Here is a 26,394-nt window from a genome sequence, read left to right on the forward strand (position 1 = left end):
TGGAGTCACTTTTCTATACGTTTAGGACGAAAAGACGTAAAACTACCAGACTGCGAACTGCACAGGAATGGTGCGATTGTAAAATAGCGTGCACGCCAGTGTTTCATTTTGGTGCGCCTGGTCCCGGGCGGGTGGCGCGGCAGGACCCGCAGCAGCGCGGCCACACCGGATGGTGGGGCCGCGCTGCTGCGGAAGCTCAGGCGAGCTTTTTGTAGCGAACGCGGTGCGGCTGCGTAGCTGCCTCGCCCAGACGCTTCTTGCGATCGGCTTCGTACTCGGTGTAGTTGCCCTCGAAGAAGGTGACTTGCGAGTCGTCCTCGTACGCCAGGATATGGGTGGCGATACGGTCCAGGAACCAGCGATCGTGCGAGATCACGATGGCTGAGCCGGGGAAGTCCAGCAGCGCTTCTTCCAGCGCACGCAGGGTTTCCACGTCAAGGTCGTTGGACGGTTCGTCGAGCAGCAGTACGTTGGCGCCCTGCTTGAGGGTCAGCGCCAGATGCAGGCGGCCACGCTCACCACCGGAGAGGTCCTTGACGAACTTCTGCTGGTCGGAGCCCTTGAAGTTGAAGCGGCCGACGTAACCACGCGACGGCATCTCGTAGTTGCCGACCTTGATCTGGTCGAAACCATCGGACACCTGCTCCCAGACGGTCTTGTTACCGTCGAGGTTGTCACGGCTCTGGTCGACGCTGGCAATCTGTACGGTTTCACCGATCTCGATGGTGCCACTGTCCGGCTGTTCCTTGCCGGTGATCATGCGGAACAGGGTCGACTTGCCGGCACCGTTACCGCCGATGACACCAACAATGGCCCCCTTTGGGACACTGAAACTCAGGTTGTCGATCAGCACGCGATCACCAAAGCCCTTGGTGACGCCGTTGAACTCGATGACCTTGTCGCCCAGGCGCGGGCCGGCCGGGATGTAGATCTCGTTGGTTTCGCTGCGTTTCTGGAATTCCTGCGATTGCAGTTCCTCGAAGCGCTGCAGGCGAGCCTTGGATTTGGCCTGACGGCCCTTGGCGCCCTGACGGACCCATTCCAGCTCGGCTTTCATGGCCTTGGCGTGGGAGGCCTCCTGCTTGGCTTCGGTTGCCAGGCGGGCAGCCTTGGATTCCAGCCACTGCGAGTAGTTGCCTTCGAAGGGGATGCCCTGGCCGCGGTCCAGTTCGAGAATCCAGCCGGCAACGTTATCGAGGAAGTAACGGTCGTGGGTAATGGCAACCACGGTGCCCGGGAAGTTGTGCAGGAACTGCTCCAGCCAGGCGACGGAGTCGGCATCCAGGTGGTTGGTCGGCTCGTCCAGCAGCAGCATGTCGGGCGCCGACAACAGCAGGCGGCAGAGTGCTACGCGGCGCTTCTCGCCACCGGACAGGTGCTCGATCTTTGCGTCCCAGGCCGGCAGGCGCAGCGCATCGGCGGCGACTTCCAGCTGGCGCTCAAGGTTGTGGCCGTCGGCGGCCTGCAGAATGGCCTCCAGTTTGCCCTGTTCGGCAGCCAATGCGTCAAAGTCGGCATCGGGTTCGGCGTAGGCGGCATATACTTCGTCCAGCCGGGCCTGGGCATTCTTGATTTCGCTGACGGCTTCCTCGACGATCTCGCGTACGGTCTTGTCGTTGTCCAGCTCGGGTTCCTGCGGCAGGTAGCCTACCTTGATGCCCGGCATGGGGCGCGCTTCGCCCTCGATCTCGGTATCGACACCGGCCATGATCCGCAGCAGGGTGGATTTACCTGCACCGTTGAGACCCAGAACGCCAATCTTGGCGCCGGGGAAAAAGGACAATGAGATATCCTTCAGAATCTGACGCTTCGGGGGGACGACTTTACCGACCCGATGCATGCTATAAACATATGATCCTGTTTGCCCTGTTTTGTCGCCTTTGGCCATATAAAATACCCTCAATGATTGATGCTTCTTGGTCTTGATGATTCTAAGGGAAACAAGAAGTGTAAAGTTTAAGATTTGACCTGAATCCCCGCTTTGCTTATTCTAGAAATGTAAAGTTTGGGGATAAGATAATGTCATATCAAGTCGTGGAAATTCGGCTCAATGGTGGTCGAGAAAAGGTTTTGGTGCAAGACCGGGTGCCGCTTTACTACCCCAATCTGCTAGTGACACATAAGTTTCGGAATCGGTCGCCCAACACACAAGATAAGCTTCTAAGACACATCGCACTGTTCCACGAGTTTCTTGACAGCTTGTCCATTGATCTAATTTCACGACTCGAACAGCGCCCAAAATCTGCCTACCTAACAGATAGTGAAATCAGCCGATTCATGGTTGATGCGCACCTCTCAAAGATCACGTTAGACAAAAAGCATGCCGGTGTGAGCTTGCTCGAAAAAGCCTACGAATTCGTCGGCAGTGCTCACGCCGAGCAGCGCTGCGAGACTGTTCGAGATTACCTTGATTTCTTGTACGAAAGGCTAGGCGATGAAGTTACGCGAGAGGATGCTGCCAGAGATCTTAAAAAGCGGTTTAATCGTAAGATCAAGTCTGCTAGACCCGCCTGGAAAAGAACTCGGAATGACGAGATAAAAGGACTGACTAAAGAGCAACGGGAATCTTTGCTTGAGGTTGCTCACCCTGAGAGCAATGCCAACCCGTTTACCACTGGAGCTCACAAGTACCGCAACTACATCATAGTGCTACTTGGGTTGGAGCTCGGGTTACGTCGATCTGAGATGCTCCTTATTAAACTCAGCGACATCATGTGGCACATCAATCAGATTGCTATCGTGGGTCTGGAGGATGAATCGATTGATCCTCGTAAGACTGGACCGCGCCCCAAAACGAATGAACGCATGCTGCCGATACCCGACGAGCTTGCACGGGCTATTCAAAAGTACGTCGATACTTACCGGCGTACCGAGGCCAGCGCTTCTGATGCGAACAACCATCCTTTTCTTCTTGTGGCTCATCATCGCAATGAGGGTCAGCCCATGTCTATTAAAGCCGTCGATGGTTTGTTCAATCGGTTGGGTGAAACAGTGCCGAAGCTGGCAGGGATTCACTCCCACAGGTTGCGCCATGATGCGGTATTCACACTGCTTCGCAGCATGAAAGAGGATCTTGGCGCACTTACTCCCGAAGATCGCACAACGCAAACACAGAAGGTGCTGACCTATGCATTCGGGTGGAGGTCAAACTCCGAGATGCCGGGGCTTTACGGCGCAAAATACTGGAAAGAAGAGGCCGATAAAGCCGTGAAAAAGCGTTCAGAGAATTTCCAGCGGATTCGCGAGGAAGTGGAAGACGTTTTCAATAAGCGAGATAAGCAATGAACATCGCACTTACCGCATTAGAAGCACCTTCAGCCGATAAACTTGATAATTGGCTTGATCAGCCACGACTGGCAAGGTGCGGGACCCTGTTTACTCCTTCCCAGCCGATGTGGAGGCCAGATATGACCTGTGTTTCAGTCAACTGGCAAGCTGCCATAGGCTGCGTCCCTGTTGAATGGCAACGTTGGCTTCATGCCGCGTTGGCGTATCGTATGGCAGAGATAGGACAAGCAACACTGTCTAATATCGCTTCAATATTATCGCGTGCGGCTCAGGCTGAATTAAACCCCTTGAGAGAGAGTCAGATAATCGACTTGCGTGATCGCTTTTCGATTACTGAATTTTCGATATTGGTCAGCTTTGTGGTTTTCTGGCACGACTGCGAATCCCTGCAACAACGTCCGGACCAAGCACTGATCGATGCTTATGCCGCAATGCCGAGGAAAAAGCTATCTGGTAGAGACGTGATCTTGAGTTTGGACCCCGAAGAGGGTCCGTTTACACTCCAAGAACAAAATGCACTGCACCAGTGGTCGCACGAGGCATTTTGTCATGACGTTCTGGATCCCGAACGTTACCTTTATTTACAACTGCTGATGGTGTACGGGCAACGTGGAATTCAGCTACGCAAGTGCGTCTTTGATGATTTTATTAGGACTGAGCGGGGATATAAGATCCGCCTTTTTTGGGCTAAGCAGCGATATGATGACGGAGGCTTCCGTAAAAAATACGAGACCTTCAACCTTGATGCAGATCTGTATGCCACTGTGCAGGCTTATCAGTCGCTCGTGCTGGCCCGTCTTAAATTAGAGTTTCCTGGTCGAGCTGATTGGGATCGAGCAATAAAGCACGTCCCGCTCTTTCGGCGTAAATTAGCTACTGGTACCAGTTACGTCAGCCCTCTTCCGGTCATTACCGACAATATTGACCTTAATTCACTCGAACACGGCCCCAACCCGGATTTTCATGTCACCCAGGCCATCACATTGAACTGGTTGAAGCAGATTGAAAAGATGGACAGTTTTCCGATATCGACTCGGACCCATAAACCTTTGAGGATCACCCGTGGTCATCGTTTCCGGCACACCCTGGGTACCGATCTCTCAAATGCTGGCTTGGACGAGTGGTCGATTGCCCATGCGTTGATGCACAGGAAAACCACTACGGTTCGCAAGTACCGACAGGTCTCCGCAGAGCTGATGAAGCTGATCGACGCAAAGATGTCCGGTCATCTTGCATTGGTGGTAAATGCTTTCTCAGGAACAATAGTTACGGATCGTGAGTCGGCTAAGAATGGTTTCAGGGCAGATCGTCAAATTCAGGATCTGGCTGTCTGTGGCTCTGATGCGGCCTGCCATTTAGACACTCCTCTCTCGTGTTATGGGTGCAGGAAATTCCAACCACTCTTGCATGCCGATCACGCAGCTTCACTGGAGCGCATGGAGCGCTACCGGGCGCAGTCAATCGATAATGACAAAGTCACTGGCGCGATCTGGGATCGTGCCATCCTCGCCTGTCGTAGGGTCATACTGGACTGTAGGTCGCTCATCTCCAAACGCGAGATCTCTAGAGGCGATGTATGACAAATATCGAGCCGTTCACGCCAAAAAAAAACCTCAAAGCCGCAGAGCAGGTGGATGCCTTTATTGGATGGGCAAAAACCACTCTTCCCAAAGGTGTCCCGCAAAAAGTACATGCGGGTGTGCGGTGGGAGGCATTCTCTTGGCACGGATGGGGTATTCGAAGTTGCACGTTCTACGTACTGGGCAATAACAGATTCGCGAAGGCTGTTGATAAAATACCAATGCAACAACCCTTTATCGATTTTGCTAAAGCTACGATCGTACACTACCGGATTCTAAATAATAAGAAGAATGTTACTGGCTGGCTTATGGCACTTAAAGCTATGGAGGTAGCGCTGGTCGAGATGACCGGTCGAGGTGATGTGACCCAGCTCAACGGAGCCGTTTGCTACAAGGCTTGTGAGTACATCCAGGCCAATCTGAACAGTAGTCAAACTTGCTATCGAATCAGCAAGTTTCTGGAAAACATCGTTGATTTGATTAAGGAAAAAAAGCTACTAACGACGCCTTTTCACTGGTCTTCGCCGCTATTCCATATATCAAAGGGTACCCTGAAGCAGCAGAGGGGTGACCGTCAGAAGAAACTCCCTAGCCAAGAGTCGATTAAGGCCTTGGGCGAGATCTTCCATAACGACCTGAACAGCTCGCTAGACGTTATCATAACCTCTGCCTGTGTGTTCCTGTTGAGCCAGCCAAGCCGTGTAGGCGAACTGGCTGATCTTCCCCGCGACTGTATCGTCTACAAGACGGGTCGGGATGGCAGTCAACGTATGTTCCTCCGCTGGTACAGTAAAAAAGGGTTTGGCGAGACGCTAAAGCCTGTGGTGACGGGTATGGAGCCTTCCGTAGAACGTGCCCTGAGCTTGCTAAGACCTCTGACTGACGATGCGCGCAAATATGCGGCTTGGCTGGAGGATCACCCCGACGAATTTCCACCGCACCCAGGGCTGCCCAAAAAGGGACCAGATGATCCACTAAGCTATGATGAAGTCTGCGCGGCGCTTAGGCTCGCCGTCGCTAAGGGTGAGAGCGCTCGGAATAGATTTCATCAAAACTTCCTCAACAAGTTCGCAAAGCGAACCGCGCTGAGCCCTGAGGCGGAGGCTGTCTTTGACGCGATTTGCAGCGGTCTTGATACGAGCGAAGGCGAAAGGGTCTATGTGCCTGGTACAACCCGGTACCACATGGAATACACAGATACCTGTGTGATAACGCTTCGCTCGCTGAATGTACTTATGCGGGAGAAGTACCTGCCAAAGAATTTCCCGTACACCACTCCCTTCGAAGAGGGTAAACCGCGACTGAAGTACCGTGACGCACTTTTTACCGTGCGTACGGGGAGTTTGTTCAATAACTCACAAGTTCCTGTTGCGATTGCCCACCCGTTTGGCGTGGAGCTGGGAGCTAATAGTGCTCGCCTTGCTGTACAGCTCAAGGGGGCGAGTAAACGGCGTAGCATTTTTCAGCGGCACGGATATCCTAATGTTAGCGTAAACACTCATGCTTTTCGACACGAGTTGAATACCGAGATGCACCGGGCCGGTCTTTCGCAGCTGTTGATAGACGCGTTTTCGGGGCGCACCTCAATGGGGTGCGTATATAACCATGAAACAATTGAAGAGCGCACTCAGGCGCTCATTACGGTGCACCCTTCAACGAAGCAAAGCAATAATGGCCAGCGCCTTGAGATGCTTAAAACCAACGCACCACTCAGTCTGAGCGATGTGACTGAATTGGACGAAAACGCCCAAGATCGGATCATCCACAAAACGCATCTAGGAATCTGCGTGCATGATTTTAGCTACACCCCCTGCCCAAAGATGGGGGCCTGTTTAACCTGCGGCATGCTGGGGTGCGTGAAGGGCGACGATGTGAAGCTAGCGAACATCAAGCAGGAGCGGAACGCTCTCAAAATGAACTATGAAAAGTCTGTTGATGCTGAAGCACGTGGACTTTTCGGCGCGTCTGAGTGGCGCAAGAAAGCGGCGTTGGATCTATTCAAATGCAACGCCTTGATCGAGACGCTGGAGAACCCTGAAAGGGAAAATGGAGACATCGTGTGGAACAGTGATAACGGGTGGAATTTGACGAATAACGCGGCTGCAATGGCGGGTCTCATTGATCCCCAGACTATCGAGGCTAAGGCCGAAGAAGCTATGCCCTCCCTAACGGACTTAGAGGCACTTATGGAAAAGCTAGAGGGCTAAAGAATGGCGCGTCTTTCGGAAAAGGATGAGCAGAACATACTCGCGCTCATTACGCAGTGGACGAACCCTAAGCTTGGATGGGTCGAGCTGGTTGAGGCGTGCAAAGCTGAATTAGGTATCAGCGTCACGCGCCAAGCTCTCAGTACGCGGCAGGATTTCAAGATGGCGATCAAGGATCGCAAAAAAGCATTGAAAGCACCGTCTCAAGCTCCGGGGTACGTGAAAGATTTAAAGGATGCTAATGAGCGCATCGCCAAGCTTGAGGCTGAGAATCAGTTGCTCAGAAAGGTAAATAATCAGCTGCTAGTGCGATTTAAGCGATGGCAAGCCAACGCAGATATGCACGGCTTGACGGAGTCGATGCTTGATCAGCCGTTGTTTAAAGCGAGGAGGTAGTTTGAGAGCGCTGGTAGGCCGCTAGTGGCGATTCATAGAATGCCGTCAAACAGTTATCGCCGGATCATTGCATTCTAAGGTTGAACAATATGGGGGTTCTCGAAAAAACAATTTTGGGAGGTAATCAGCGAGAAATTCTCTGCCTTGCATTGGCTACATTGAAAAGCTGGAGCCTGGGCGCTGCAAGCATCTGCCGAGTTTTACGACTGACCACAAGCGAGCTCGAAGATGTAATGCACCCGTCCTCTGATATTGACGGTTTATATCGGGTGACGATGAAGCAGGTGGAACGCTCAAAGCTAGTGTTGGAGCTATGCATTGTCATCAACGCCACATTCGAAAACCCTTCTAATCGGAACAAGTTTATTCACTGGCTTAACCCCACTTTTGGTGGCCGGACTCCGTTAGATATATTGGAAAATGATGATCCCGGGGCGCTGCGACGGGCGGTTTACCAGCTTGGATCTCAATCCCGTTGGCCTTGGTAATGGGTGTTCGAACCTAGGCTAAGTTCCGACCGAATTTGCCTGCCGGTTGAGACCGAAAACCTACCACTTCGACTGGAGAATGGTCTGACACACTGCCTGGTAAGCCTCATCTGACATGAAGGTGACCTTGTCCGTGAGAATGGTCTTCACGGCCTTATCGAATGCAGCGTCAACGATAAAATCTGCAGCTGACCGATCGCAAATGCGGGCCGCCATATTGATGAGTTCGAGCTGGTCGGACTGAAAATCGGCTTCAATTTCGCAATGCTCGTCGTTTGTCATTTGAGCGACCGTGCCGTTGGCGGTGGATACAAAATAACGCGGCGTCCTAGTGAAATGTAGCAGGGCATAATATTCCTGATAGCCGGAGGTTTTGTCATAGATGTTTCCATGATGCTAAATCCGGAGGCAGTTTTGATACGAGCCTTCCTACGCAGTTAATCTGATGACGATCGATTGGAAGGTAGGAACCATTGGAGCATCTGAAATGAAAATGCAAAGGCCCACTACCAAGCCGTCAAACGGTTTTCTGGCCGGCATCGGTCTACCTCCGAGAGGGCAGCCACTGATTAACGCAGTTAAGACCGGCCCGTCCAGCACCCATTTCAAGCGTATCGCTGTTCTTATGGGATGTGTCCCCGTTAAGGCTTGGTCAGTGTCTGGGCATATCGAACTCAACCTTTTATCGCCGACTTAAGCGCGGGCGATTCAGCTTTGAAGAACACGATAGGGTCATGAGGGCGGCCATTGTGTTCGAAAAGGTCGTCGAGTTGTTTGAACATGATCAGAGCCAAGCGCGTTGCTGGATTCAGCTCCCGCAAAAAGGGCTGAATGGCAAGGCTCCGGCCCAATACCTTCGGACAGATGTTGAATGCCAAACAGTCTTAGATTAGAGATGAGGTCTTCAGCTAATTGCGCTCAGATAAGCATTTTTGGGGTTCGGCTTGAGTTCAGCTATGCGGTTCCGAATCGGATATCAAATAGATCGTTCTCGAATATTTACAGGTACGCACGCAACCACCTTCATCTTTGTCGAAACTCCAAGGATTCTTTCCGACCCATCGGGACGCTCTTCAACGATGTAACCTCCCTTGGAGACCACGACTGCACAGGATAATTTTTTGGCCCTCATATAGGCCATGTTCGTTGCCATGGAGGCTCGCTCAGCTAGCCACTCATGGGCCTCTAAGTCGACTTTCTCAGTTCTAGATTTCTGACGATCGGAAACCATATCTTCGTCTTTCCTTGATTGGGTACCCAAGTATTAACTACACAATAGCCGAATAACCGGCATACCAAGGCGCAAGAATCGTAAGTACGACCGCTTAAATTACACGTCTGCCCAATGTCGCCAGTTCTCATCTGGGCAGGATGCTGGAAGCCATTCCGTCTAACCGCTCCTTGGTCTTCTCCCAACCCGGCATCACCTGGTTCATCAGCCGATAGAACCGCTCACCATGGTTGTGCTCAGCGATGTGGCAAAGCTCGTGCAGGATCACGTAGTCAATACAGTCGCGGGGAGCTTTGATTAGATGCGGATTCAAAGTGATGCAGCCATTGGGCGAGCAACTGCCCCATTGCGTCTTCATGCTCAGAATCCTTAACGGCGGCTTTTCTGTGACCCACAACGCCTGTTCCAGAACGGCGTCTAACCGCCTAGCAAAGTTTTCCTTCGCACGTGCTTTGTACCAGCTCGTCAGAAGGTCGCGTACGCTGTCTGCGTCTCTGGTACGTACACTGACTTCCAGCTTGCCACGCAACAGCTTCACGCCTTGGACCTGTTTAGGAGCCTCTATGACCTTTAGCAGGTACTGTTTACCCAGGTAGTAATGGGTTTCGCCACTGACGAAGCGGCGAGGGGTTATATGCTCAAGCTGTTGACGGAACTCTCGCAGTTGCTGGTAGATCCAGCGGCCACGTTTTTTTACCGCGCACAGCACGGCCTCATTACTGGCATCCTCCGGGGCGGACACCACAATCCGACAATCTGGGTGAACCTTGATCAATACTCTGTCGGTTGCCTGTGGGCGCTTGATGCGCTCCAAGACAAGCTGTTCGTCACCGTAGCGAAAGTTGATGGACTGGTTTTGGGGTTTGATCGGGACGTTCATACTTACTGCACTCCGTTCAAGCCGACACGGGTGATCTGGACCACCATTTCCACAATTTTCTTCGCCTGATCCATGCCACCGCCAATGGCTTTGCACTCCTGGAACATGCGTGGCAGCAGCTTCTTACGGATGTCTGCTTCGATGTTCTGTGGATTGATGGAGTTCTCGGTGACGGCAATCTCGACTGCCTGATCAATTTCAAATGCGAGCTTTATCCACTTGTCCTGAACTTGATGATCCATCACTGCCAGTGCCTCAGACAGTACCTTCTTGAATATCCCAAAGTAGGCCTGTGCGTGGCGGTTTCCAATGAAAGCGTCGGGCATGTCGTCCAGGCGGCGCTCGCGTACCTGCTCTTCGAACTCATGGAACAGCAGGTACTGCTTGAGCGGATGGTCGAAGAGTTTCTCCGCCTCTTCAATTGCCTGGCGCAGTAGCTTAGAGAAGGACTCCTGTGCATAGGGATCATCGCGCAGTTCCTGCTCAATCATGCGTGTGACGCGCGTCTTGATGATGTCGGTTTCGTTGCGCGTCTTGTCTTCGTTCCAGTCTTCCGGCTTCTGCGACTGGCCCATCTTTCCAACCTCATACACACCATGCGGATCTTTCACGCCAACACCGACCACATGCTTATCCAAAAGCTTCTTCACCTGATCGGCATACTCGTCGTAGTCGACTTTCTCTCCGGCATCCTGTTGCACCAGTTGCCGCAGGCTGGATAGCTGTTTGACCGTTTCCTTGTAGTGGCGGCGGTCGGCATCGGTGAAGCTTTTGTCATCAAAGAAGGTAGCCGACTGCAAGGCTACCTTCAGGCAGCTGGCAAAGGCCGTCAGCGCCTCGTAGAAGTCTTCCCGCACCTTCTGGTGCCCATCCACCAGCTCCCCATCTCTCTCTTCAATGCGGGGCACCAGAACCTGACGCAGCTGCTCAATGTCACTCTTGTTCCTGACTTGATCGAAAATGGCCCATAGCTGCTTGTACAGTCGTGGTAGCCGCTTGTACTCGGTACTCATCTGGTTGTACAGACCGGCAATGTCATTAATGTCGTAGCCACCCTGAGTGCGGGATGCCAGATCCTGATACTTCTGAATGGTGGTATCAAGTTCGGCCAGAATGCCCCGGTAGTCGATCAGAAGACCAAACTTCTTCTGCGGATGAAGCCGATTGACCCGTGCAATTGCCTGAATCAGGTTGTGCTCCTTGAGGGGCTTGTCGATATACAACACGGCGTTCTTTGGCTCGTCGAAGCCGGTCAGCAGTTTGTCCACCACAATCAGCATTTTCAGTGGGTCTTGGGCATCGGCAAAGCGCTCAATCAAATGCTTGTTGTAGCTTTGCTCATCCTGACTGCCCACATTTGCTTTCCACCACTGGGATACCTCCGGGCTAGCCGCTTCATCCACGGCGGTATTGCCCTCGCGGGTATCGGGCGAGCTCATTATCACGGCAGCTTCAAACAGGTTGGCTTCGTCCAAATACTTCTGGTACTTGATGGCTGACGCCTTGCTGTCGCAGGCCAGTTGACCCTTCAGTCCATCGTCGATGTTCTTCACAAAGTGGTTGGCGATATCCAGCGCAATTAGACGTATGCGGTCATCTACCCCGTACAGCTCGCCTTTCTTGGCAAACTTGCGCTTTAGATCTGCCTTCTGCTGGTCGGTCAGCCCTTCGGTAATCCGCTCGAACCAGCTGTCTATGGCGCGCTCATTGACTTCCAGATCGGGGATGCGTTCTTCATACAGGAGCGGCGTCACCGCTCGGTCTTCCACAGCACGCTGCATAGTATAGGCGTGCACGATGGGGCCGAATTTGTTGGTGGTTTTATCGTCCTTGAGCAGGGGGGTGCCAGTGAACGCGACAAAGGAGGCATTGGGCAGGGCCTGCTTCATTCGGATATGGTTTTCTCCGCCCTGGCTCCGGTGGCCCTCATCGATCAGCACGATGATGTCGCTGCTGCTGTTCTGACATTCTGGCAACCGGGTAGCCGAATTGAATTTCTGAATGAGCGAGAAAACTATACGTTCTGAGCCCTTGCCAATCTGCTCTGCCAGACGTTTGCCTGAAGTGGCCATGGCGGCCTCACGGTCTTTCTTGTCCGCCAACTCACCACCAGAGGCAAAGGTTTTGCTCAGCTGGTTTTCCAGGTCAACTCGATCGGTAACTACGACAATACGACACTGCTTGAGGCTGTCGTGAAGAATCAGCGCTTTGCTTAGAAAGACCATGGTGAAAGACTTGCCGGACCCCGTCGTGTGCCAGATCACACCGCCCTCACGCCCGCCATCCGGGCGACGGGTATTGATGCGTTCGATCAGCCGCTTGATGCCGAATACCTGCTGATAGCGGGCAACAATCTTGCCGGCCTTCTTGTCGTACAAGGTGAAGAACCGAATCATTTCAAGCAGGCGGGTAGGGCTCAGAAGGCTGATCAGCAGTCTGTCCTGACCGGTGACCGCCAGATGCCCCGCCGCGATCAGGCTGTCATACCAGCGCCGATCCGCCGCTAGGCGGTAGTCGAACAGGCTGGACAGATCGGCTTCGCTCAGCGAGCGGTTCTTGATCGCATACATTTCGGCGTCAGAAATATCTTCTTCGCGCCAGGTCGCCCAAAACTTGGCCGGTGTGCCGCAGGTGCCGTAGCGCCCGTCCGTTCCGTTCACAGACAGCAGCAGCTGGCTGTAGGCGAATAACAGGGGTATTTCGTCATGGCGCTGGTTGCGCAAGCTCTGCGAGATGCCCTCGTCGATGGTCGGGCCTTTCTTGGCGTTCCCATCCGGGCGTTTGGCCTCAATGACGACCAGGGGAATGCCGTTCACAAAGCACACGATATCCGGGCGGCGATTTTCCACGCCACCGGAACGGGTCACAGTGAATTCTTCGGTAAACACAAAGCTGTTGTTGGCCGGGTTGTGCCAGTCAATCAACGCAATGGTCGGGTTGGCCTTTTTGCCATCCACAAACTCGGTAACGGAAATACCGTAGAGCATGTGGTTGTACAGGCGCTCATTGGCAGCCTGTAGTCCTTCGTTGAGCGGCGGACTGCATACTTCTGCTATCAGGTTGTCGATGGCCTTGTCTGACAGTGAGCAGGTTTTACCAGCCACGCTGTAGGTGCGCTGTTGCAGGGCCTGACGCAGAAAGCCGCTCAGCACCACACCATCGGTTTTACCGTCACGGGCTGCCAGTGCCTGCTCTGGCGACAGGAATGTCCACCCCAGGTTGGTCAGTAACGTCAGCGCCGGTAGCTTGGCACTGTATTCTTCCTGAAATTTTGGGGTGTTGTAGTTCACATTAAATCCCTTTTGTTAGCGAGCTCAATCCAGCCGCTCAGGCCAGATGCGTTCACATATTGCCTGATACAACGCCTGTCGAGCTTCAATATCCTGCTTTTTGAACTGCAGATGGGCGCTAAATGGTAGGTTGTGCTGGCGAGTGAGTGCCTGGAAATTCGGGTTGTTCTCATAGGCCAGTGGGCTGAGGGACTTCACCAGCAGGTTTTCCTTGATGTAGTGCGGTTGTTTCTCGGCATAGGACAAGTCGCCGTAGGACTGGTTGGTGCCGCGAGGCAGCAGCACCAGATCACCCAGCCGGTTACGGTAGTTCTGGAATTCGTGCTCCTGTTGAAACTCGTCGCTGTGCCGGGAAAACTTGTCGGCCCAGATGTGTTCTACCTCAAATGGTTTGCCACTGACAGGCTGGTAGTAGGTTACAAAATTGGTACTCATGCCCGCCTGCTGCTCGCACCAGGCCGTCATGCGGGCCAGCAGAAACTTCACAAAACGCTTGTTCTGGCCGTGCATGCGGAACTTGTCCATACCATCAAACGACTCTTTCATGTCCGCCAGTTTCTGCGACAGCAATACCCGCAATGCGGGTAAATCAAGTCCGCGCAGTTCTTTCACCAAGCTGTACATGGTGTAGCGGATGGAACTGGCAGAGTAGTTGCGAAAATTGACGGAGCGGCGCACCACGAAGGTTTCGATGTAAGAAGCCACCGTGCTGATCTTGGCAGTCACGGTTTTGTTGTCATCATCGGTATTCAGTGCTGCCAGCATCAGCGGATAACTTAGCGTCGGTGCAATACCCCAGTGGTTAATGTAATACACCGGCTCCAGCCCCTGAGTCAGGCTGCGCTCGGCATCCAGAATGCGCAGGTAGGCTTTCAGGTAAAAGCGCAAATCCTGCTGCACAAAGCGCTCGAAGCTGTTTCCATCACTGGCATCCAACCCGACCTTATCCAGGTTGTCGCGTACCCAGCTATGAAAGCGTGTGCCGATCTTTTCGAAGTCCTCGTTTTTTGAGCCGGCCTTGCCGGGGCGGATACTGTCGGCATAACGGGCCCGCAACCAGGATTGGAAGAAACGCTGGTCCTCGTCCTTGTCGTAGGCTTTCAACTGCAACATGCTCTGCTTCCACTGCTCGTTGGCGGTGTGCCGCTTGGCAGGGCCGTCGAACCGCGACAATACATAGCCTTTCAACATTTCCGAAGGGGTCAGGTTCAGGCCACGGTCGTTCATGGTTTCAAAAATCGTGTAGGCGTTCTCATCCGAGTAGGCGATGATTTCCACCATGATCACGTTGTACTTCAGCCAGTCGATAAAAAACGGAAAGGCATCCGCTTTCAGTTCTTCCGGAAAGGCCCGCACAATGTCCTGATACCGCTCGGCCATGTTGCGGGTCGACTCGGTGGCGTTGTCATCCGGCTGGTATTCGCCCTGTGTGAACAGGCTTTCCAGACAGGGGATACGCTCATCCACTGTGATGTTGAACGACTTGCTGCCTCGCAACTCGGAAAAAATCATCGGCTCGATTTTCTCGTTGTATCCCAGCTCCTTCTGCAAATTGTGCAGGTAGATCAGGAACAGGGTCAGCGAGGTTAAGCGCTGCTGGCCGTCGATAATACTGCGCTTGCCGTCCTTACTGCTGACCACAAAGGGACCAAGGTAATAGTTGTTGTATAGTTCGCCCTGTTCGCGCTTGTCGCCGGGGCTGTATTCCGCCAGAAAGGCCGAAGTCAAATCGGTAACCAGCTCTTCGATATGCTTTTCACCCCAGCTGTATTCGCGCTGGAAGTAATCGACCGTGTACTTCTGCTCATTCAGAACATCGAACAGATGGCGGTGACGGGCCTCGATCTTGTTTTCCAGCTTGCTCATGCAAACCTCCTTGTTTAATTCAATTCAGTTGACCATAACGCGACGCTTACCCGTCAACAACTGCTGCATAAGGGCTTTTTTCTCTTGCTTCAGGGCATCCAAATTTTGCTGTAGGGTGGTAATTTCCTGATCAGCGGCAGAAAGTAAGGCAGCGATTTTTTGTTGTTCTTCGAGTGGCGGTGTTGGAATTAAGAAGTCTTTGACCACATTCCAATCGGCCCTAGGCATATGCGTACCTGAAGACTTATTAGCTACTTCAATAAATGAGTCCAGCTGAACCACCTGGAATATGTAGTCGGCAGCAACCTTGGCCTTTGTCCTAAACACCCAAATTTCTGTCGAACAAACTCCCTGCCGATCTGCTTTCCAGTACTTTCTCAAATATGGTCGGAGCTTTCCAAACAGTACATCATTTTTCTCAAACGCTGTTTTGGTACTTACTACATCAATAGTATTTGTTGAGCCGATCAGAGATGAAGATTCCTGCGCTATGTGCTCAAGCTCGATGCATTCGCGCACATCGTCAGCATTGCTTTTTGGATCGAACTTGGTTTTCACCAAAGACACCAGATCAGAAAATGGCAACTTCCGCCACCTCCCCTCAAACCTAACTCCATTTTTATCCAACAACCGCTTTTTCCCGGTGAGCAGTTGTTGCATTAGGGATTTTTTCTGCTGTTTGCTGTTGGCGAGCAGTTGTGCGGTGGTGGTAATGGCCTTATCCCAGGTGGAGAGGAGTTGAGCGATTTTCTTTTGTTCTTCAAGGTTGGGGATTGTGACTGGAATTCGAGCAAAATCGTTAAAATACAAACGCAGGCGATCTTTCGTCAGGCCATACGAGTAAGCCCAAAATAGGTAAATCATTCGAGGAGTTTTAAACAAATACTCGGCGTAAAGCGAATCTATTTTTGAGTTTGATCTAAGTACGACATAGGCTGGGCTGACTAAACCATCAACGCTTGCTCGCCCCAAGGCTCCCTGCCAAACACGCATCATGTTGTAAGCAATGTCGCCGCTTTTAACTAGCAAATGCTCGTTAGCCTCCAGGTTTGTTTCTGTTCTTCTGTCAAGAAGATCTCTTACAATCAATCCATCATTCAAAGTAACTGACAGCAGTGGAAGACCTTCTTCACCTTTTTTTCTGCTGGATCTAAAGAGCTCGCCTAGATAGGTGCTCGAATTACCGGTCATAACCCAGCTCCTCAAGATACTTAGCCATCTCGGTTTCCAGCTCTGTAAGCTTCGCTTTTAACTGCTCACGCTCGGCACGCACGGCCAGCAGGTCGATTTCTTCCTCTTCTTCAAAGGTATCGACGTAGCGCGGAATATTCAGGTTGTAGTCGTTTTCCCTGATCTCATCGAGGCTGGCGAGGTAGGCGTACTTATCCGCGTTGGTTCTGGCTTTGTAGGCGTCGATAATTTTCTGGATGCTAGCTTCATCCAGCAGGTTCTGGTTTTTGCCGGCCTTGAAGTCGCGGCTGGCGTCGATAAACAACACCTTGTCGTCATTCTTGGCCTTTTTGAACAGCAGGATGGCAGCCGGAATGCCTGTGCCGTAGAACAGCTTCTCCGGAAGGCCAATAACAGCATCCAGCAGGTTTTCGTCGATCAGTTGCTGGCGAATCCTGCCTTCGCTGGAACCGCGGAACAGTACGCCGTGGGGCACCACGACGCCCATGCGGCCGGTCTTTGGTTTCAGGGTTTCGACCATGTGCAGGATAAAGGCGAAGTCGCCTTTGGTTTTCGGTGGCACGCCACGGCGGAAGCGGCTGAACTTGTCGTGTTCGGCTTCGTCGTGACCCCACTTGTCCAGGCTGAACGGCGGGTTGGCGGTGACGATATCGAACAGCATCAGGTCACCGTTTTTATCCAGCAGCTTGGGGTTGCGGATGGTGTCGCCCCATTCGATCTTGTGGTTGTCTTCGCCGTGCAGAAACATGTTCATCTTGGCCAGTGACCAGGTGGAGCCAATAGCCTCCTGACCATACAGGGCGTAGTTCTTACTGTTGTGATGGGCGCGTACCTTGCTGCCGCATTTCATCAACAATGAAGCCGAGCCACACGCCGGGTCGCAGATGCTGTCGCCCGGTTGCGGGTCAAGCAGCTCGGCAATCAGCTCGGAAACCTCAGGCGGGGTATAGAACTCACCCGCTTTCTGGCCACCGCTGGCGGCGAAGTTCTTGATCAGGTATTCATAGGCGTTGCCGATCACATCCAGTGAGCCGACGCGGCTGGGCTTGAGGTTCAGTTCGGGTTTGGCAAAGTCTTCCAGCAGGTGACGCAGAATGGTGTTCTTCTGCTTTTCTTCGCCCAGCCTGTCCGTATTGAAAGAGATATCTTGGAACACGCTTTTGCCAGCGTCTTTGAGTTTGGTACCGTTGGCTTCCTCAATGGCGTGCAGCGCTTGGTCGATACGCTCACCGTTACCGGGCTCGTGGCGTCTTTCATACAGAGCATAGAACGAGGCGCTCTTTGGTAGCACGAAGCGCTCGTTCTTCATCATTTCTTCAAGCAGCTCCGGCTCGTCCCCGTACTGGGCCATGTAGCCGTCGTAGTGGTCCTGCCATACATCCGAGATGTACTTGAGGAACAGCATGGTAAGGATGAAATCTTTATAGGTGTCGGCGCTGATGGTGCCGCGGAAGGTGTCGCAAGCGGCCCAGAGGGCTTTGTTGATGCTATCTTGATTGATCTTGTCGCTCATGAGCTTTTCTCCATAAGTAGTTGCTGAAACATGCCCTGTAGCATGGTTTCACGGTTGTTTAGCAAGGCTTGTGTCAGCTGCTGCTCCTTTTCCCATAGCTCATTCAGATGCACGATTTTCTGTTGAATGGTCATATCAGGCACTGTTAGTTCTAGTGATTTGGCCGCTTTGGTATTGAGCATCACCAGGCTTGTGCCTTGACTGCCCGCTCCTTGGGATAGCATGTGTTGCATCTCGGGGCGATTGAGTGACCAGCAAATAAACTCTGGCAGTATGCCTGGCTTGGGTGTGATAACCAGGAATTGGCTGGTGACCACCACGGGTAGTTCTGACTGAGGATCCTGCATTAAGCAGGAGGCACGAAAGTAGCCGCCTTTGGCGCCCCGGGACGGTAACAGTACCGCTCCGGGGTTTACGAAAGCCTTATCTTTTCCCTGCCAATTAATCTGGGGTAGCTGATGGGCTCGCAGCTCTGTCGTACAGGTAGCCTCCAGCGCTCCACGCACGTCCTTTATCTGGGCTACGTGAGCATTACCACCGGTTGAAAGCTCCTCGAGTTTCTCTCGGAATGTAAAGCCGGTGCGGACCTCGGCTATGTCGCCGAGGGCTTGCAAACTATTGGCTTTGCGCACGGGATGCCTCCTTGAAGTTTGTGGCTCTAAGCCTGCACCCAGCAATTCGTCCGGTCTGCAGGTTTTCCAGAAACTCGACTTCGTTCCACCCGACCTTCAGGGCATTCTCCTTGAACCAGTCCTTTACCGTGCAGGTCAATTTTTGCTGATTCTTGGACTCCTGCTTGTTGTATAGAGCCAGGATGCGTTCAGCCGTGCACAGGAAAGCTGTAGCCTCAGTTTTATGCTCAGTAGGCTCTGGAAAAGCAAGCTGCTCTTTCTTTGCGCGCAACGGCGATCGGGGTTCAGGGTCTTTGCTTTGTGCTCTAATCTCAATCAGTCGCGTGGCTTGGATTAAGATAACCCCGTTGATGTTTTTGCTGGCTTGTGGTGCTTCATTTGTTTGGTATGCTTGAATCATTCAATGCCTCCATTGGTTTGTCTCAGAGTTGGTTTTGAATACGGCGACAGGCTGCCACCTGTCGCCGACCCATTTTCACCAAAAAAATACAGTTAGCGCCTAACGATTTCTGTGGTGCGAGTATAATGCTCGCTGCCAGGCTTGGCGTCAACAAAATAATACAGTTAGCTGGCTACTGCATTTCTGTCGTCAGGGTTATCTGTGCTGCGCAGTGGTGCCGCAGTTGTAGGGGGCGGGGATATGTTTAAGAGCTTGGTTCTGAGGTTCGGGCCACTAGAGTTCGGGCCATAAGGGCTGGAGCTATTAGGTGTTAAGTTCTGCGATCGGTGGCAATAGCAACGCTGGCTCGCAGTCAAGAGCGGAAGCTATCCGGTACAGCTTCTCAACCGTCATACTCACCTCTCCGCGCTCAATGCGACCCATATAGCTACGGTCGATATTGCAAATGAGCGCAAGCGCATCCTGAGAAATCTGCCTAGCCTTTCTCTGCGTCCGGATCCGTGCTCCCAGCGCTTTTGCCAGTTGCTCCATAGCTGCCTCAATGTGACTTGAGGGAGGACTATCCGGTGTTTGCGGACTAGGAGGCCACGGACTATAATCCGCATCCCTTTTTTGCCGTTGGTTGCCCGCATGAAACCTGCCTCGTTCATCCTCGACAGACGGCTTTACGAGCTACTCCAACAAAGCGGGTACACGCAATTCACCACTCGTGATTTGAGAGACGCTTATGCCGAGCGACTGGAAGAGGGGACCTACAAGCTCGGCGATGTGCGCCTATTTGTGTATGAGCAGATCAGGCGGATGATTCGCGTCGGTTGGCTCGTGCCCGACGAGCAGCAGCGAAAGAGGGGCCAGATCTATCATCTGCAACCATTTCCGAAGCGTTTAAAGCTTGAGTTAGTCGATCGCGCCTTTGAGCGAAGCGGGAGAGACTCAACCAAGACTGAACAGGTCCCATTGAAGAGCGAAGCCGCAACCGCGTCCACGTCCACGTCATTGCAGGGTACCGAGCAGCATGTCAGGACCTTGCTAAAGGAAGTGCGGCTGGACTTTCTCGCGGCGATGGGGGAAGCGGAGCGTTATAAGCAACTGCTGGATGAGATGCCTCAATTGAGGGGCAGCGTTGAAGAGGACTATCTTGAGGCGCGTGACCGTGGCTCAAGGCTCTTAGGTCATCTCCGTGCTGTGGAGAAGACACTCAAAGCGCTCGAAGCCTCACAATGACGTCTTCATTACGCACATGGCAAACCCGCTGCATTGAAAAAGCACTAAGACAATTCACTTCTTCTCGGCATTTTTTCTGCCAAGCCACGCCCGGCGCAGGTAAGACTCGAATGGCGGCAGAACTAGCCCGCTGCCTGTTGGAGCAAAACAAAATTGATCTGGTGCTCTGCTTTGCGCCATCGTGCCAAGTTGTTGAGGGTTTTCGCTCGACCTTTGCCCAGGTATTAGCCAAGCGGCTGGATGGCCACCTCGGCGCGGTGGGTGCTGCGCATACCTACCAAGCCATGGACTACCGGGGCGAGGCGTTTTGGCAGCTCCTGGACGATTACCGAGTATTCACAGTATTCGATGAGATTCACCACTGTGCCGGCCATGACCCTCTGCTCAGCAATGCTTGGGGACAGAAAATTCTGCAGCGGGTTCAGGATCGAGCCGCTTTCACTCTAGCGCTATCAGGTACGCCATGGCGCTCTGATGATCGCGCAATAGCTCTGGCCCGTTATTCCTCACCAGAAGGTAAGCTGATTTGCGACTATCGCTATGGATTAAGTGAAGCAATAGCTGAGGGCGTATGCCGATCGCCTCGTATTATTCTCCTTGATAACCAAAAGGTCACACTTATTGAGGAACCAGCCGCCGAGCCGGCGGTCAGGCTGTTTCCTAGTATCGCCAAGCTGCTTACGGAGTCCCCAGTTACTTACGAGAGCCTTCTGCGCCATGATGAGGTAGTCGATCAGCTACTCAGGCTGGGGTGTGCAAAGCTGAACGAGGTTCGCCTAAGTAAGCCAGATGCTGCGGGGCTGGTGGTTTGTACAGATATAGAACACGCTCACCAATTAGCAAATGCTTTGAAAGCACTGGGTGAAAGCTATTTGGTCGTTACCAATCAAACACCGGACGCCCAGCAGGTGATCAGCTCTTTCAGGCATGGCGATTGTCGCTGGATCATAGCGGTGGGAATGATTAGCGAGGGAACAGACATCCCTCGTCTGCAGGTGTGTTGCTATTTGAGCCGAATCCGCACAGAGCTTTATTTTCGTCAGGTGTTGGGAAGGGTGCTGCGTAGAACGTCGGACACTGATGAGCAAGCTTGGCTGTTCATGCTGGCGGAGCCGACTTTGAAGGGCTTTGCCGAGCGAATTGCTGAGGATCTGCCGGAGGACCTAGCGGTTCTGAGCCAGTTTGATTTAACAGCTGTTTCTTCCGGGTCCTACCTGTCAGAGACCGATGCCGGCGGTCTTGCAATGATCGATCTTGGCGGCCAGGAACTTGGCTCCTCGAGGGACGGACCTGATGGTGAAATGACTCCGGCTTTGGACAGCCCAAGCTACCAAATCAGTTTTTCACCGCACTATCGAGAGCTGTTGCTGGCGTGCTTCTGATACCTATAAATCACCGCCATGGCGTTTACAAAGCGGGACGCTCTTTGCCCTTTCCCTACACTTGTATTGACGCTATGAGGTTCTTCTCACGAGACCGCGTCAGACGGGGCCACCCCACTCGATGGCACGGAGCACCCTATAAGCCTGGCGACCTCCAAGCTCGGTTCTACAGAGAAAAAAAGGCGCTTCACCCCCTAAGCTATCATTGGGGGTAACCATCCAGTCTTCAGTCGCTCTCCGAGCCTCAAAAACAGTTTCTGAGAGCAGAGCCAACTGGGCCAGTCGGTCAAGTCGCTCAGAGGCTGGCGAGCCGAGCGGTGTGGCTTTTTTCAATCGCTGCCGAAGTGTTTTAACAGAGATGTCTGCAAAGCTGGCAATCGCTGACTCATCGAGATCGAAAGCCTTTTTGGCAGCTAACAGCCAGGTAACCGCAAATCCCGATCGTATGCTGCTAATTCGCTCACGCTCGGTCATCAGAGAGAGCTTTTTTGCAATAATCCAAAAGCTTAGGGCGTCCGCCCCCGGGCTTTTAAGATGGTCATCCAGATGATGTTTTAAGGTCGGCATTTAGACATCCTCAGAGCAAGCCGTTGCATCCTGCTACCCAGCCGGGTAGCGGGCGGGTGAATCCCCTCTATTCCTCAAAGAATCTGAGTGAACGCCTATGGCCGCGAAGGCGGCGCTTTCCATTTTCTGCTTCCGGCCAAAAGCGGACGCCCGGGAGTGTCCGCATTCGATAAAATTCAATTCGTCGCACTGTCACTACGCGCCCAGAAAGGGACGACAGGAGAAAGCCCCATGCATCTTGGAACTAAAAATTCGCCCTCCATTCTCTGCATTAGGATAGTCTGCCATTCAGGAAGCCGTTATCGAATGTTGAGATCCTACTAAAATTTCGTCTGCAAGATTTACAGGGAGAGAACGATGGAAACGTTCCACAATCCAGACAGGTTCATGTCTGATCTGCGGCAAGTGCTATCGCAGGGAAGAAAGCGTATTGGGATTCTTGTCGGTGCAGGTGCCCCCCTCGCGATACGCGTTAATGAAAAAAATGAGATGGATCCTAACGGGGGGTCGTTAATCCCTGGTGTCGAGACGCTAACAGTACAGGCAACCGCTGGGTTGTCAGAAATTCAGAAGGCGGCAGTCGACGCTATAAAAGAAAGCCTGGATAACAGCGCAAATATTGAGTCCATTCTTTCTCGTATACGTTTATTAGAACAGGCGCTGGGGAAAACCGTGGTCCAAGGGCTCGATTCTGACGGTTATAGAACTCTCGGCAAGGATATTTGCAAAAATATTGCCAAGATTGTTGGCGTGTATTTACCCAAAGATCGTAACGCCTATTCTGACTTGATAGCCTGGATTACAGGAACGGTTCGGTCCAATTCAGTCGAAATATTTACTACAAACTATGATCTCTTATTTGAAGAAGCATTTGAAAGAGTTAGAAGCCCCTACTTTGATGGGTTTTCAGGGGGCAGTAAGCCGTTCTTTGATCCGGTCTCGGTCGCGGGTGATGATTTGCCCGCTCGCTGGGCAAAACTGTGGAAGATGCACGGTTCCCTCGGCTGGGCATTGGAGGATGGAACGGTTGTCCGGGGACATGGGCGTGAAGCAGCCGAGTTAGTTTATCCAGATCATTTAAAATATGATTTAACGCAAAAACAACCGTACTCAGCGCTCTTCGAAAGGCTAAAGAGATTCATACTCACGCCTGACTCCTTATTGCTGGCAATTGGATTTTCTTTTAGAGATGCGCATATATGTGCGGTTCTTGATGAGAGCTTGGCAATGAATGCCAACTCTGCTGTCTTGGCATTTCAATATCAAGAGCTGGCAAAAGAAGAGCCCGCTGTCAAGTTGGCGAGTGACCGACCCAACCTTAGTGTCTATGCTGCTGATGGTGCTGTGATAGGAGGAGTTCCGGGTAAATGGAGGCCAGGCGAGCTTCCCAAGAACTGGGGAAGTATCCGTGAAAGCTTCTGGGCTCCACGATGGCCGAACGAGCCAGACTTGTTTTTATTGGGGGACTTTGCGGCGTTTGCACGCTTCTGCGCTTTGGCCCAAGCCAACGATCTGATAACGCAATCCCTGAAAAGAGACGAGCCAGAAAAATTGGAAACTGAGGATGGTAGCTACGACGATAATACCGTTGCGCATGGGGATGATGATAGATGAGTGGCAATGATCCTACCTACTTAGGAGTCGTCAGTGCCGTGTCCGGCGCAACTCTGACGGTCAAACTTGCAGAGTCTCTGGATTCAGGGTTTGCCGTCATCAGAGGCCATACATATCGGGTTGGTCAAGTCGGAAGTTTCGTTAGAATTCCTCAGGGCTACCAAGACTTATTTGGCATTGTTTCTGAGGTGGGAGCAACTGCGGCTCCCGCACAGGCTGTTACATCAGCCATTGACTCAGGAAGATGGATGACGGTCCAGCTTGCCGGCGAAACAGTCGGCGGGCAATTCGAAAGAGGCTTGAGCCAGCACCCTAATATAAATGACTCAGTGCATTTAGTAACCGAAGCAGATTTAAGGAGAATATACGGATCAGTTGGCGATGACCAGGTTGTTATAGGACACCTAGCTAGCGCCGAAAATATTGAGGTGCGGTTATCTTTGGATGCGCTCGTAACTCGTCACTCCGCGATACTTGGTTCAACAGGGGCAGGAAAGTCCACAACAGTTGCGAGTCTCTTGCGTTCAATTATTCGGAAAGATGAGCAGCCTGGTTCGCCAGGTGCACGAATCCTAATGCTAGACATTCATGGCGAATACACCAAAGCGCTTGAAGATGTCGCGACGGTTTTTAGTGCCACTCCTAGCCAAGGCCAAGAGTATTTGTTCGTCCCCTACTGGGCTTTGGAGGCTGGCGAACTTCTGGATTTTGTTACGGGCGGACTGTCGGATGCTCATGAAATTGCCTTCACTGATAAAATCGCGGAGTTAAAGGAAAAGGGAATAAAGGCGTGTCCCAAAGCGGGAATTGACTTAAGAACGCTTACCGTGGATAGCCCTGTTCCGTTTAGCTTAAAGCAACTTTGGTATGAGCTGGTCGATTTTGAGACGACGACTTATGTCGGTGCTAATCGTGATGAACCTGCGCTGGATGAGGCTGGTGACGCAGATACACTGGTAGCGCCAAAATACCGACCTCATGCGATGGGGACCAGGGGCCCCTTCACTAACACAGCGGCAAAAGGAATCCGCAGACCATTGAATTTGCTTCGATCCCGCTTACTGGATCGGCGTTATGACTTCCTACTTCATCCCGGAGATTGGGAGCCAGACCTGACAGGAGCGGTAAAAAGCGACCTCGACAAGCTATTAGAGGGCTGGCTTGGGCACGATAAACAAATCACGATATTGGACTTATCCGGTGTTCCGAGCACAGTTCTCACACGCCTCATCGGTTCTATTCTTCGCATTGTTTATGAGGCGCTTTTTTGGAGCCGGGAGAAGTCAGAAGGTGGCGTAGAGCGCCCTCTTTTAGTCGTGATGGAGGAAGCTCATCGCTACCTAGGGCCTGATGCCGGAACGGTTGCTTCAGAAGTAGTAAAGCGTATCGCGAAGGAAGGACGGAAGTATGGTGTTGGCGCGATGGTAGTTTCTCAGCGGCCCGCAGAAGTCGATGAGACAGTTCTATCCCAATGCGGCACAATTATCGCGCTTCGGCTATCAAATCCTGTAGATCGCGCACGTGTGAAGGGGACCTTACCAGATAATTTAGCAGGCCTTATGGACTTACTACCGGTCCTTAGGACCGGGGAGGCTATAATCACAGGAGAGGCGGCTCGCCTTCCTGTGCGCTGTCGTATTGCTTTACCTCGCAAAGAGCATTTACCTAGGAGTAGCGATCCCAAGGTAACTCAAGCTTGGGCCAAGCGGCGCTCGGCAGAGGGGTACGACCGCGTGGTTGCCTCTTGGCGTAGTCAGCAGACCACAGCGGTAGTCCAAGAGCTTGATATAACTCGTTTACCAATTGAAGACGATCCTGAGGAAAGCTGAGCATGAACCGTGAAGCGATATCTTCGTCAAATATAATGTCTGCTGGTTACGACTCCGGGAGTGAAACTTTGGAGATCGAATTCAAGAGCGGAGCTGTTTACCAGTATTATAATGTGAGCGAACATCTTTATGAACAATTCAAAGCTGCCCCCTCTAAAGGACAGTTTTTTCATATATATATAAAGGATGCGGTTCCATTTTCAAGAGTTTGATGGATATAGTCGAGCCATATAAACTGCTACCCTATCGATTAGCTGCGACAAAGAATAGTTCTTATGTATTAGAGCTTGAAACAGACGTCTGAAGAGAGCTGGGGTCAGGTGCACATTTTTTGTAGCCTCCCCAGCGGTGAGTCTTTGCACTATGTGTATTGTCCCCTTGCAGAACTCAAAGCGCATGCCGCTCAGCGGCTTCAGACTCCCCAGCTCCAGTACCCTGAACGAGCTGCCTGGCGATCCATAATTGAGGGCAAAAGTCCTTATGGTGTCGATGACACTAAAGCAGAACGAAAAGACAATGGGTGGAACTGTGGCGTCGCAATAATCGGTGCAGACTACGCGACGTCGGATTTTCTGAACGCCCGCTCTTGGCCGATGGCTGCCGTTTGCCAATGGCCGTAACCGGTTAGAAACGGATATCGAGCTTTTATACTATTATCGGGATAATTAGGCAGAAGGGAGCCGGTGAATTCGCCCCAAACCTGGTAGCCCCCATAAGGGCTTGAGATTGGATATGAGCCCGCAATTCGGCGCGTGAAAGTGCGGCTACTCTGGCTTAGTGATTTTCGGTTGCCGGATGGGGTGTGGCAGATAGGCT

At 52.3% G+C, this 26,394-nt stretch carries 22 protein-coding genes; 11 read left to right on the plus strand and 11 right to left on the minus strand.

Annotated elements, in window-relative coordinates:
• Positions 1-196: 196 nt before the first annotated feature.
• On the minus strand, positions 197-1,888 hold the full coding sequence (ettA, locus tag B7O88_RS16805) for an energy-dependent translational throttle protein EttA (protein ID WP_088277797.1): 1,692 nt from the start codon (positions 1,886-1,888) through the stop codon (positions 197-199).
• Between the two features lie 131 nt (positions 1,889-2,019).
• Between ettA and B7O88_RS16810 the strand changes: the two genes are divergently transcribed.
• The 5 genes from B7O88_RS16810 to B7O88_RS17870 all read left to right on the plus strand — a co-directional run bounded on the left by B7O88_RS16810 (position 2,020) and on the right by B7O88_RS17870 (position 7,959).
• Entirely contained in the window at positions 2,020-3,285 is a 1,266-nt protein-coding gene (locus tag B7O88_RS16810; protein ID WP_088277798.1) for a site-specific integrase, read from the plus strand.
• Positions 3,282-4,868, plus strand: coding sequence for a tyrosine-type recombinase/integrase (locus tag B7O88_RS16815; RefSeq protein ID WP_088277800.1), 1,587 nt, complete (start codon positions 3,282-3,284; stop codon positions 4,866-4,868). Before B7O88_RS16810 ends, B7O88_RS16815 begins: the two co-directional genes overlap by 4 nt.
• Positions 4,865-7,075 carry a hypothetical protein gene (locus B7O88_RS16820; protein ID WP_088277802.1) on the plus strand — a complete coding sequence of 737 codons (2,211 nt, stop codon included), beginning with the start codon at positions 4,865-4,867 and terminating at the stop codon, positions 7,073-7,075. The genes B7O88_RS16815 and B7O88_RS16820 overlap by 4 nt, the downstream gene beginning before the upstream one ends.
• Before the next feature lie 3 nt (positions 7,076-7,078).
• Positions 7,079-7,471 carry a hypothetical protein gene (locus B7O88_RS16825; RefSeq protein WP_088277804.1) on the plus strand — a complete coding sequence of 131 codons (393 nt, stop codon included), beginning with the start codon at positions 7,079-7,081 and terminating at the stop codon, positions 7,469-7,471.
• Between the two features lie 89 nt (positions 7,472-7,560).
• Positions 7,561-7,959, plus strand: a complete 399-nt coding sequence (locus B7O88_RS17870) for a hypothetical protein (RefSeq protein WP_140418600.1) — start codon at positions 7,561-7,563, stop codon at positions 7,957-7,959.
• Positions 7,960-8,019: 60 nt separating this feature from the next.
• Here the strand turns inward: B7O88_RS17870 and B7O88_RS16830 are convergent, their stop codons facing one another.
• Complete coding sequence (locus B7O88_RS16830; RefSeq protein ID WP_088277806.1) at positions 8,020-8,241, minus strand: type II toxin -antitoxin system TacA 1-like antitoxin; 222 nt, start codon at positions 8,239-8,241, stop codon at positions 8,020-8,022.
• Positions 8,242-8,591: 350 nt separating this feature from the next.
• Between B7O88_RS16830 and B7O88_RS16835 the strand changes: the two genes are divergently transcribed.
• Positions 8,592-8,852, plus strand: coding sequence for an antitoxin Xre/MbcA/ParS toxin-binding domain-containing protein (locus tag B7O88_RS16835; RefSeq protein WP_088277808.1), 261 nt, complete (start codon positions 8,592-8,594; stop codon positions 8,850-8,852).
• A 465-nt stretch (positions 8,853-9,317) separates the two neighbouring features.
• Here B7O88_RS16835 and B7O88_RS16840 read toward each other — a convergent pair whose 3' ends face one another.
• From B7O88_RS16840 to B7O88_RS16875, 8 genes are all read right to left on the minus strand, one after another.
• Positions 9,318-10,070 (minus strand): M48 family metallopeptidase, encoded by a 753-nt coding sequence (locus B7O88_RS16840; RefSeq protein ID WP_088277810.1) that lies wholly within the window; start codon positions 10,068-10,070, stop codon positions 9,318-9,320.
• A gap of 2 nt (positions 10,071-10,072) precedes the next feature.
• Positions 10,073-13,360 carry a type I restriction endonuclease subunit R gene (locus B7O88_RS16845; RefSeq protein WP_088277812.1) on the minus strand — a complete coding sequence of 1,096 codons (3,288 nt, stop codon included), beginning with the start codon at positions 13,358-13,360 and terminating at the stop codon, positions 10,073-10,075.
• 24 nt (positions 13,361-13,384) lie between these two features.
• Positions 13,385-15,226: a DUF262 domain-containing protein gene (locus B7O88_RS16850; RefSeq protein WP_088277814.1), complete on the minus strand. Its 1,842-nt coding sequence runs from the start codon at positions 15,224-15,226 to the stop codon at positions 13,385-13,387.
• A gap of 24 nt (positions 15,227-15,250) precedes the next feature.
• A complete protein-coding gene (locus tag B7O88_RS16855) occupies positions 15,251-16,417 on the minus strand; it encodes a restriction endonuclease subunit S (protein ID WP_088277816.1) in 1,167 nt (388 codons plus the stop codon).
• Complete coding sequence (locus tag B7O88_RS16860; RefSeq protein WP_088277818.1) at positions 16,407-17,930, minus strand: type I restriction-modification system subunit M; 1,524 nt, start codon at positions 17,928-17,930, stop codon at positions 16,407-16,409. The genes B7O88_RS16855 and B7O88_RS16860 overlap by 11 nt, the downstream gene beginning before the upstream one ends.
• Positions 17,927-18,562, minus strand: coding sequence for a restriction endonuclease subunit S (locus B7O88_RS16865; protein WP_088277820.1), 636 nt, complete (start codon positions 18,560-18,562; stop codon positions 17,927-17,929). The genes B7O88_RS16860 and B7O88_RS16865 overlap by 4 nt, the downstream gene beginning before the upstream one ends.
• The gene (locus B7O88_RS16870; RefSeq protein WP_088277822.1) at positions 18,546-18,962 is read right to left on the minus strand and encodes a hypothetical protein; all 417 of its coding nucleotides are present in this window, start codon (positions 18,960-18,962) and stop codon (positions 18,546-18,548) included. Before B7O88_RS16870 ends, B7O88_RS16865 begins: the two co-directional genes overlap by 17 nt.
• A gap of 303 nt (positions 18,963-19,265) precedes the next feature.
• A complete protein-coding gene (locus tag B7O88_RS16875; protein WP_088277824.1) occupies positions 19,266-19,493 on the minus strand; it encodes a helix-turn-helix domain-containing protein in 228 nt (75 codons plus the stop codon).
• Between the two features lie 99 nt (positions 19,494-19,592).
• Here B7O88_RS16875 and B7O88_RS16880 point away from each other — a divergent pair, with 99 nt between their 5' ends.
• Positions 19,593-20,186 (plus strand): hypothetical protein, encoded by a 594-nt coding sequence (locus tag B7O88_RS16880; protein WP_088277826.1) that lies wholly within the window; start codon positions 19,593-19,595, stop codon positions 20,184-20,186.
• Positions 20,183-21,568 carry a DEAD/DEAH box helicase gene (locus tag B7O88_RS16885; RefSeq protein WP_088277828.1) on the plus strand — a complete coding sequence of 462 codons (1,386 nt, stop codon included), beginning with the start codon at positions 20,183-20,185 and terminating at the stop codon, positions 21,566-21,568. The genes B7O88_RS16880 and B7O88_RS16885 overlap by 4 nt, the downstream gene beginning before the upstream one ends.
• A gap of 99 nt (positions 21,569-21,667) precedes the next feature.
• Here the strand turns inward: B7O88_RS16885 and B7O88_RS16890 are convergent, their stop codons facing one another.
• Positions 21,668-22,135 carry an antitoxin Xre-like helix-turn-helix domain-containing protein gene (locus B7O88_RS16890; RefSeq protein ID WP_088277830.1) on the minus strand — a complete coding sequence of 156 codons (468 nt, stop codon included), beginning with the start codon at positions 22,133-22,135 and terminating at the stop codon, positions 21,668-21,670.
• Positions 22,136-22,492: 357 nt separating this feature from the next.
• On the opposite strand from B7O88_RS16890, the gene B7O88_RS16895 reads away from it, so the two are divergent.
• The 3 genes from B7O88_RS16895 to B7O88_RS16905 are packed head-to-tail and all read left to right on the plus strand — an operon-like array spanning position 22,493 to position 25,790.
• Positions 22,493-23,749 carry an SIR2 family protein gene (locus tag B7O88_RS16895; RefSeq protein ID WP_088277832.1) on the plus strand — a complete coding sequence of 419 codons (1,257 nt, stop codon included), beginning with the start codon at positions 22,493-22,495 and terminating at the stop codon, positions 23,747-23,749.
• Positions 23,746-25,578, plus strand: a complete 1,833-nt coding sequence (locus tag B7O88_RS16900) for an ATP-binding protein (RefSeq protein ID WP_088277834.1) — start codon at positions 23,746-23,748, stop codon at positions 25,576-25,578. The genes B7O88_RS16895 and B7O88_RS16900 overlap by 4 nt, the downstream gene beginning before the upstream one ends.
• Before the next feature lie 2 nt (positions 25,579-25,580).
• On the plus strand, positions 25,581-25,790 hold the full coding sequence (locus tag B7O88_RS16905; protein ID WP_088277836.1) for a KTSC domain-containing protein: 210 nt from the start codon (positions 25,581-25,583) through the stop codon (positions 25,788-25,790).
• Positions 25,791-26,394 lie beyond the last annotated feature (604 nt).

It is taken from the genome of Halopseudomonas aestusnigri (genome assembly GCF_002197985.1).
GTDB classification, from domain to species: domain Bacteria; phylum Pseudomonadota; class Gammaproteobacteria; order Pseudomonadales; family Pseudomonadaceae; genus Halopseudomonas; species Halopseudomonas aestusnigri.

Bases quoted from the DNA above. Each gene is read 5' to 3' on its own strand.
- B7O88_RS16880 (WP_088277826.1), top strand. From the start codon at position 19,593: ATGAAACCTGCCTCGTTCATCCTCGACAGACGGCTTTACGAGCTACTC.
- B7O88_RS16875 (WP_088277824.1), bottom strand. From the start codon at position 19,493: ATGGAGCAACTGGCAAAAGCGCTGGGAGCACGGATCCGGACGCAGAGA.
- ettA (WP_088277797.1), bottom strand. From the start codon at position 1,888: ATGGCCAAAGGCGACAAAACAGGGCAAACAGGATCATATGTTTATAGC.
- B7O88_RS16820 (WP_088277802.1), top strand. From the start codon at position 4,865: ATGACAAATATCGAGCCGTTCACGCCAAAAAAAAACCTCAAAGCCGCA.
- B7O88_RS16895 (WP_088277832.1), top strand. From the start codon at position 22,493: ATGGAAACGTTCCACAATCCAGACAGGTTCATGTCTGATCTGCGGCAA.
- B7O88_RS16850 (WP_088277814.1), bottom strand. From the start codon at position 15,226: ATGAGCAAGCTGGAAAACAAGATCGAGGCCCGTCACCGCCATCTGTTC.
- B7O88_RS17870 (WP_140418600.1), top strand. From the start codon at position 7,561: ATGGGGGTTCTCGAAAAAACAATTTTGGGAGGTAATCAGCGAGAAATT.
- B7O88_RS16905 (WP_088277836.1), top strand. From the start codon at position 25,581: ATGAACCGTGAAGCGATATCTTCGTCAAATATAATGTCTGCTGGTTAC.
- B7O88_RS16830 (WP_088277806.1), bottom strand. From the start codon at position 8,241: ATGACAAACGACGAGCATTGCGAAATTGAAGCCGATTTTCAGTCCGAC.
- B7O88_RS16840 (WP_088277810.1), bottom strand. From the start codon at position 10,070: ATGAACGTCCCGATCAAACCCCAAAACCAGTCCATCAACTTTCGCTAC.
- B7O88_RS16855 (WP_088277816.1), bottom strand. From the start codon at position 16,417: ATGACCGGTAATTCGAGCACCTATCTAGGCGAGCTCTTTAGATCCAGC.
- B7O88_RS16810 (WP_088277798.1), top strand. From the start codon at position 2,020: ATGTCATATCAAGTCGTGGAAATTCGGCTCAATGGTGGTCGAGAAAAG.
- B7O88_RS16860 (WP_088277818.1), bottom strand. From the start codon at position 17,930: ATGAGCGACAAGATCAATCAAGATAGCATCAACAAAGCCCTCTGGGCC.
- B7O88_RS16815 (WP_088277800.1), top strand. From the start codon at position 3,282: ATGAACATCGCACTTACCGCATTAGAAGCACCTTCAGCCGATAAACTT.
- B7O88_RS16870 (WP_088277822.1), bottom strand. From the start codon at position 18,962: ATGATTCAAGCATACCAAACAAATGAAGCACCACAAGCCAGCAAAAAC.
- B7O88_RS16890 (WP_088277830.1), bottom strand. From the start codon at position 22,135: ATGCCGACCTTAAAACATCATCTGGATGACCATCTTAAAAGCCCGGGG.
- B7O88_RS16900 (WP_088277834.1), top strand. From the start codon at position 23,746: ATGAGTGGCAATGATCCTACCTACTTAGGAGTCGTCAGTGCCGTGTCC.
- B7O88_RS16885 (WP_088277828.1), top strand. From the start codon at position 20,183: ATGACGTCTTCATTACGCACATGGCAAACCCGCTGCATTGAAAAAGCA.
- B7O88_RS16825 (WP_088277804.1), top strand. From the start codon at position 7,079: ATGGCGCGTCTTTCGGAAAAGGATGAGCAGAACATACTCGCGCTCATT.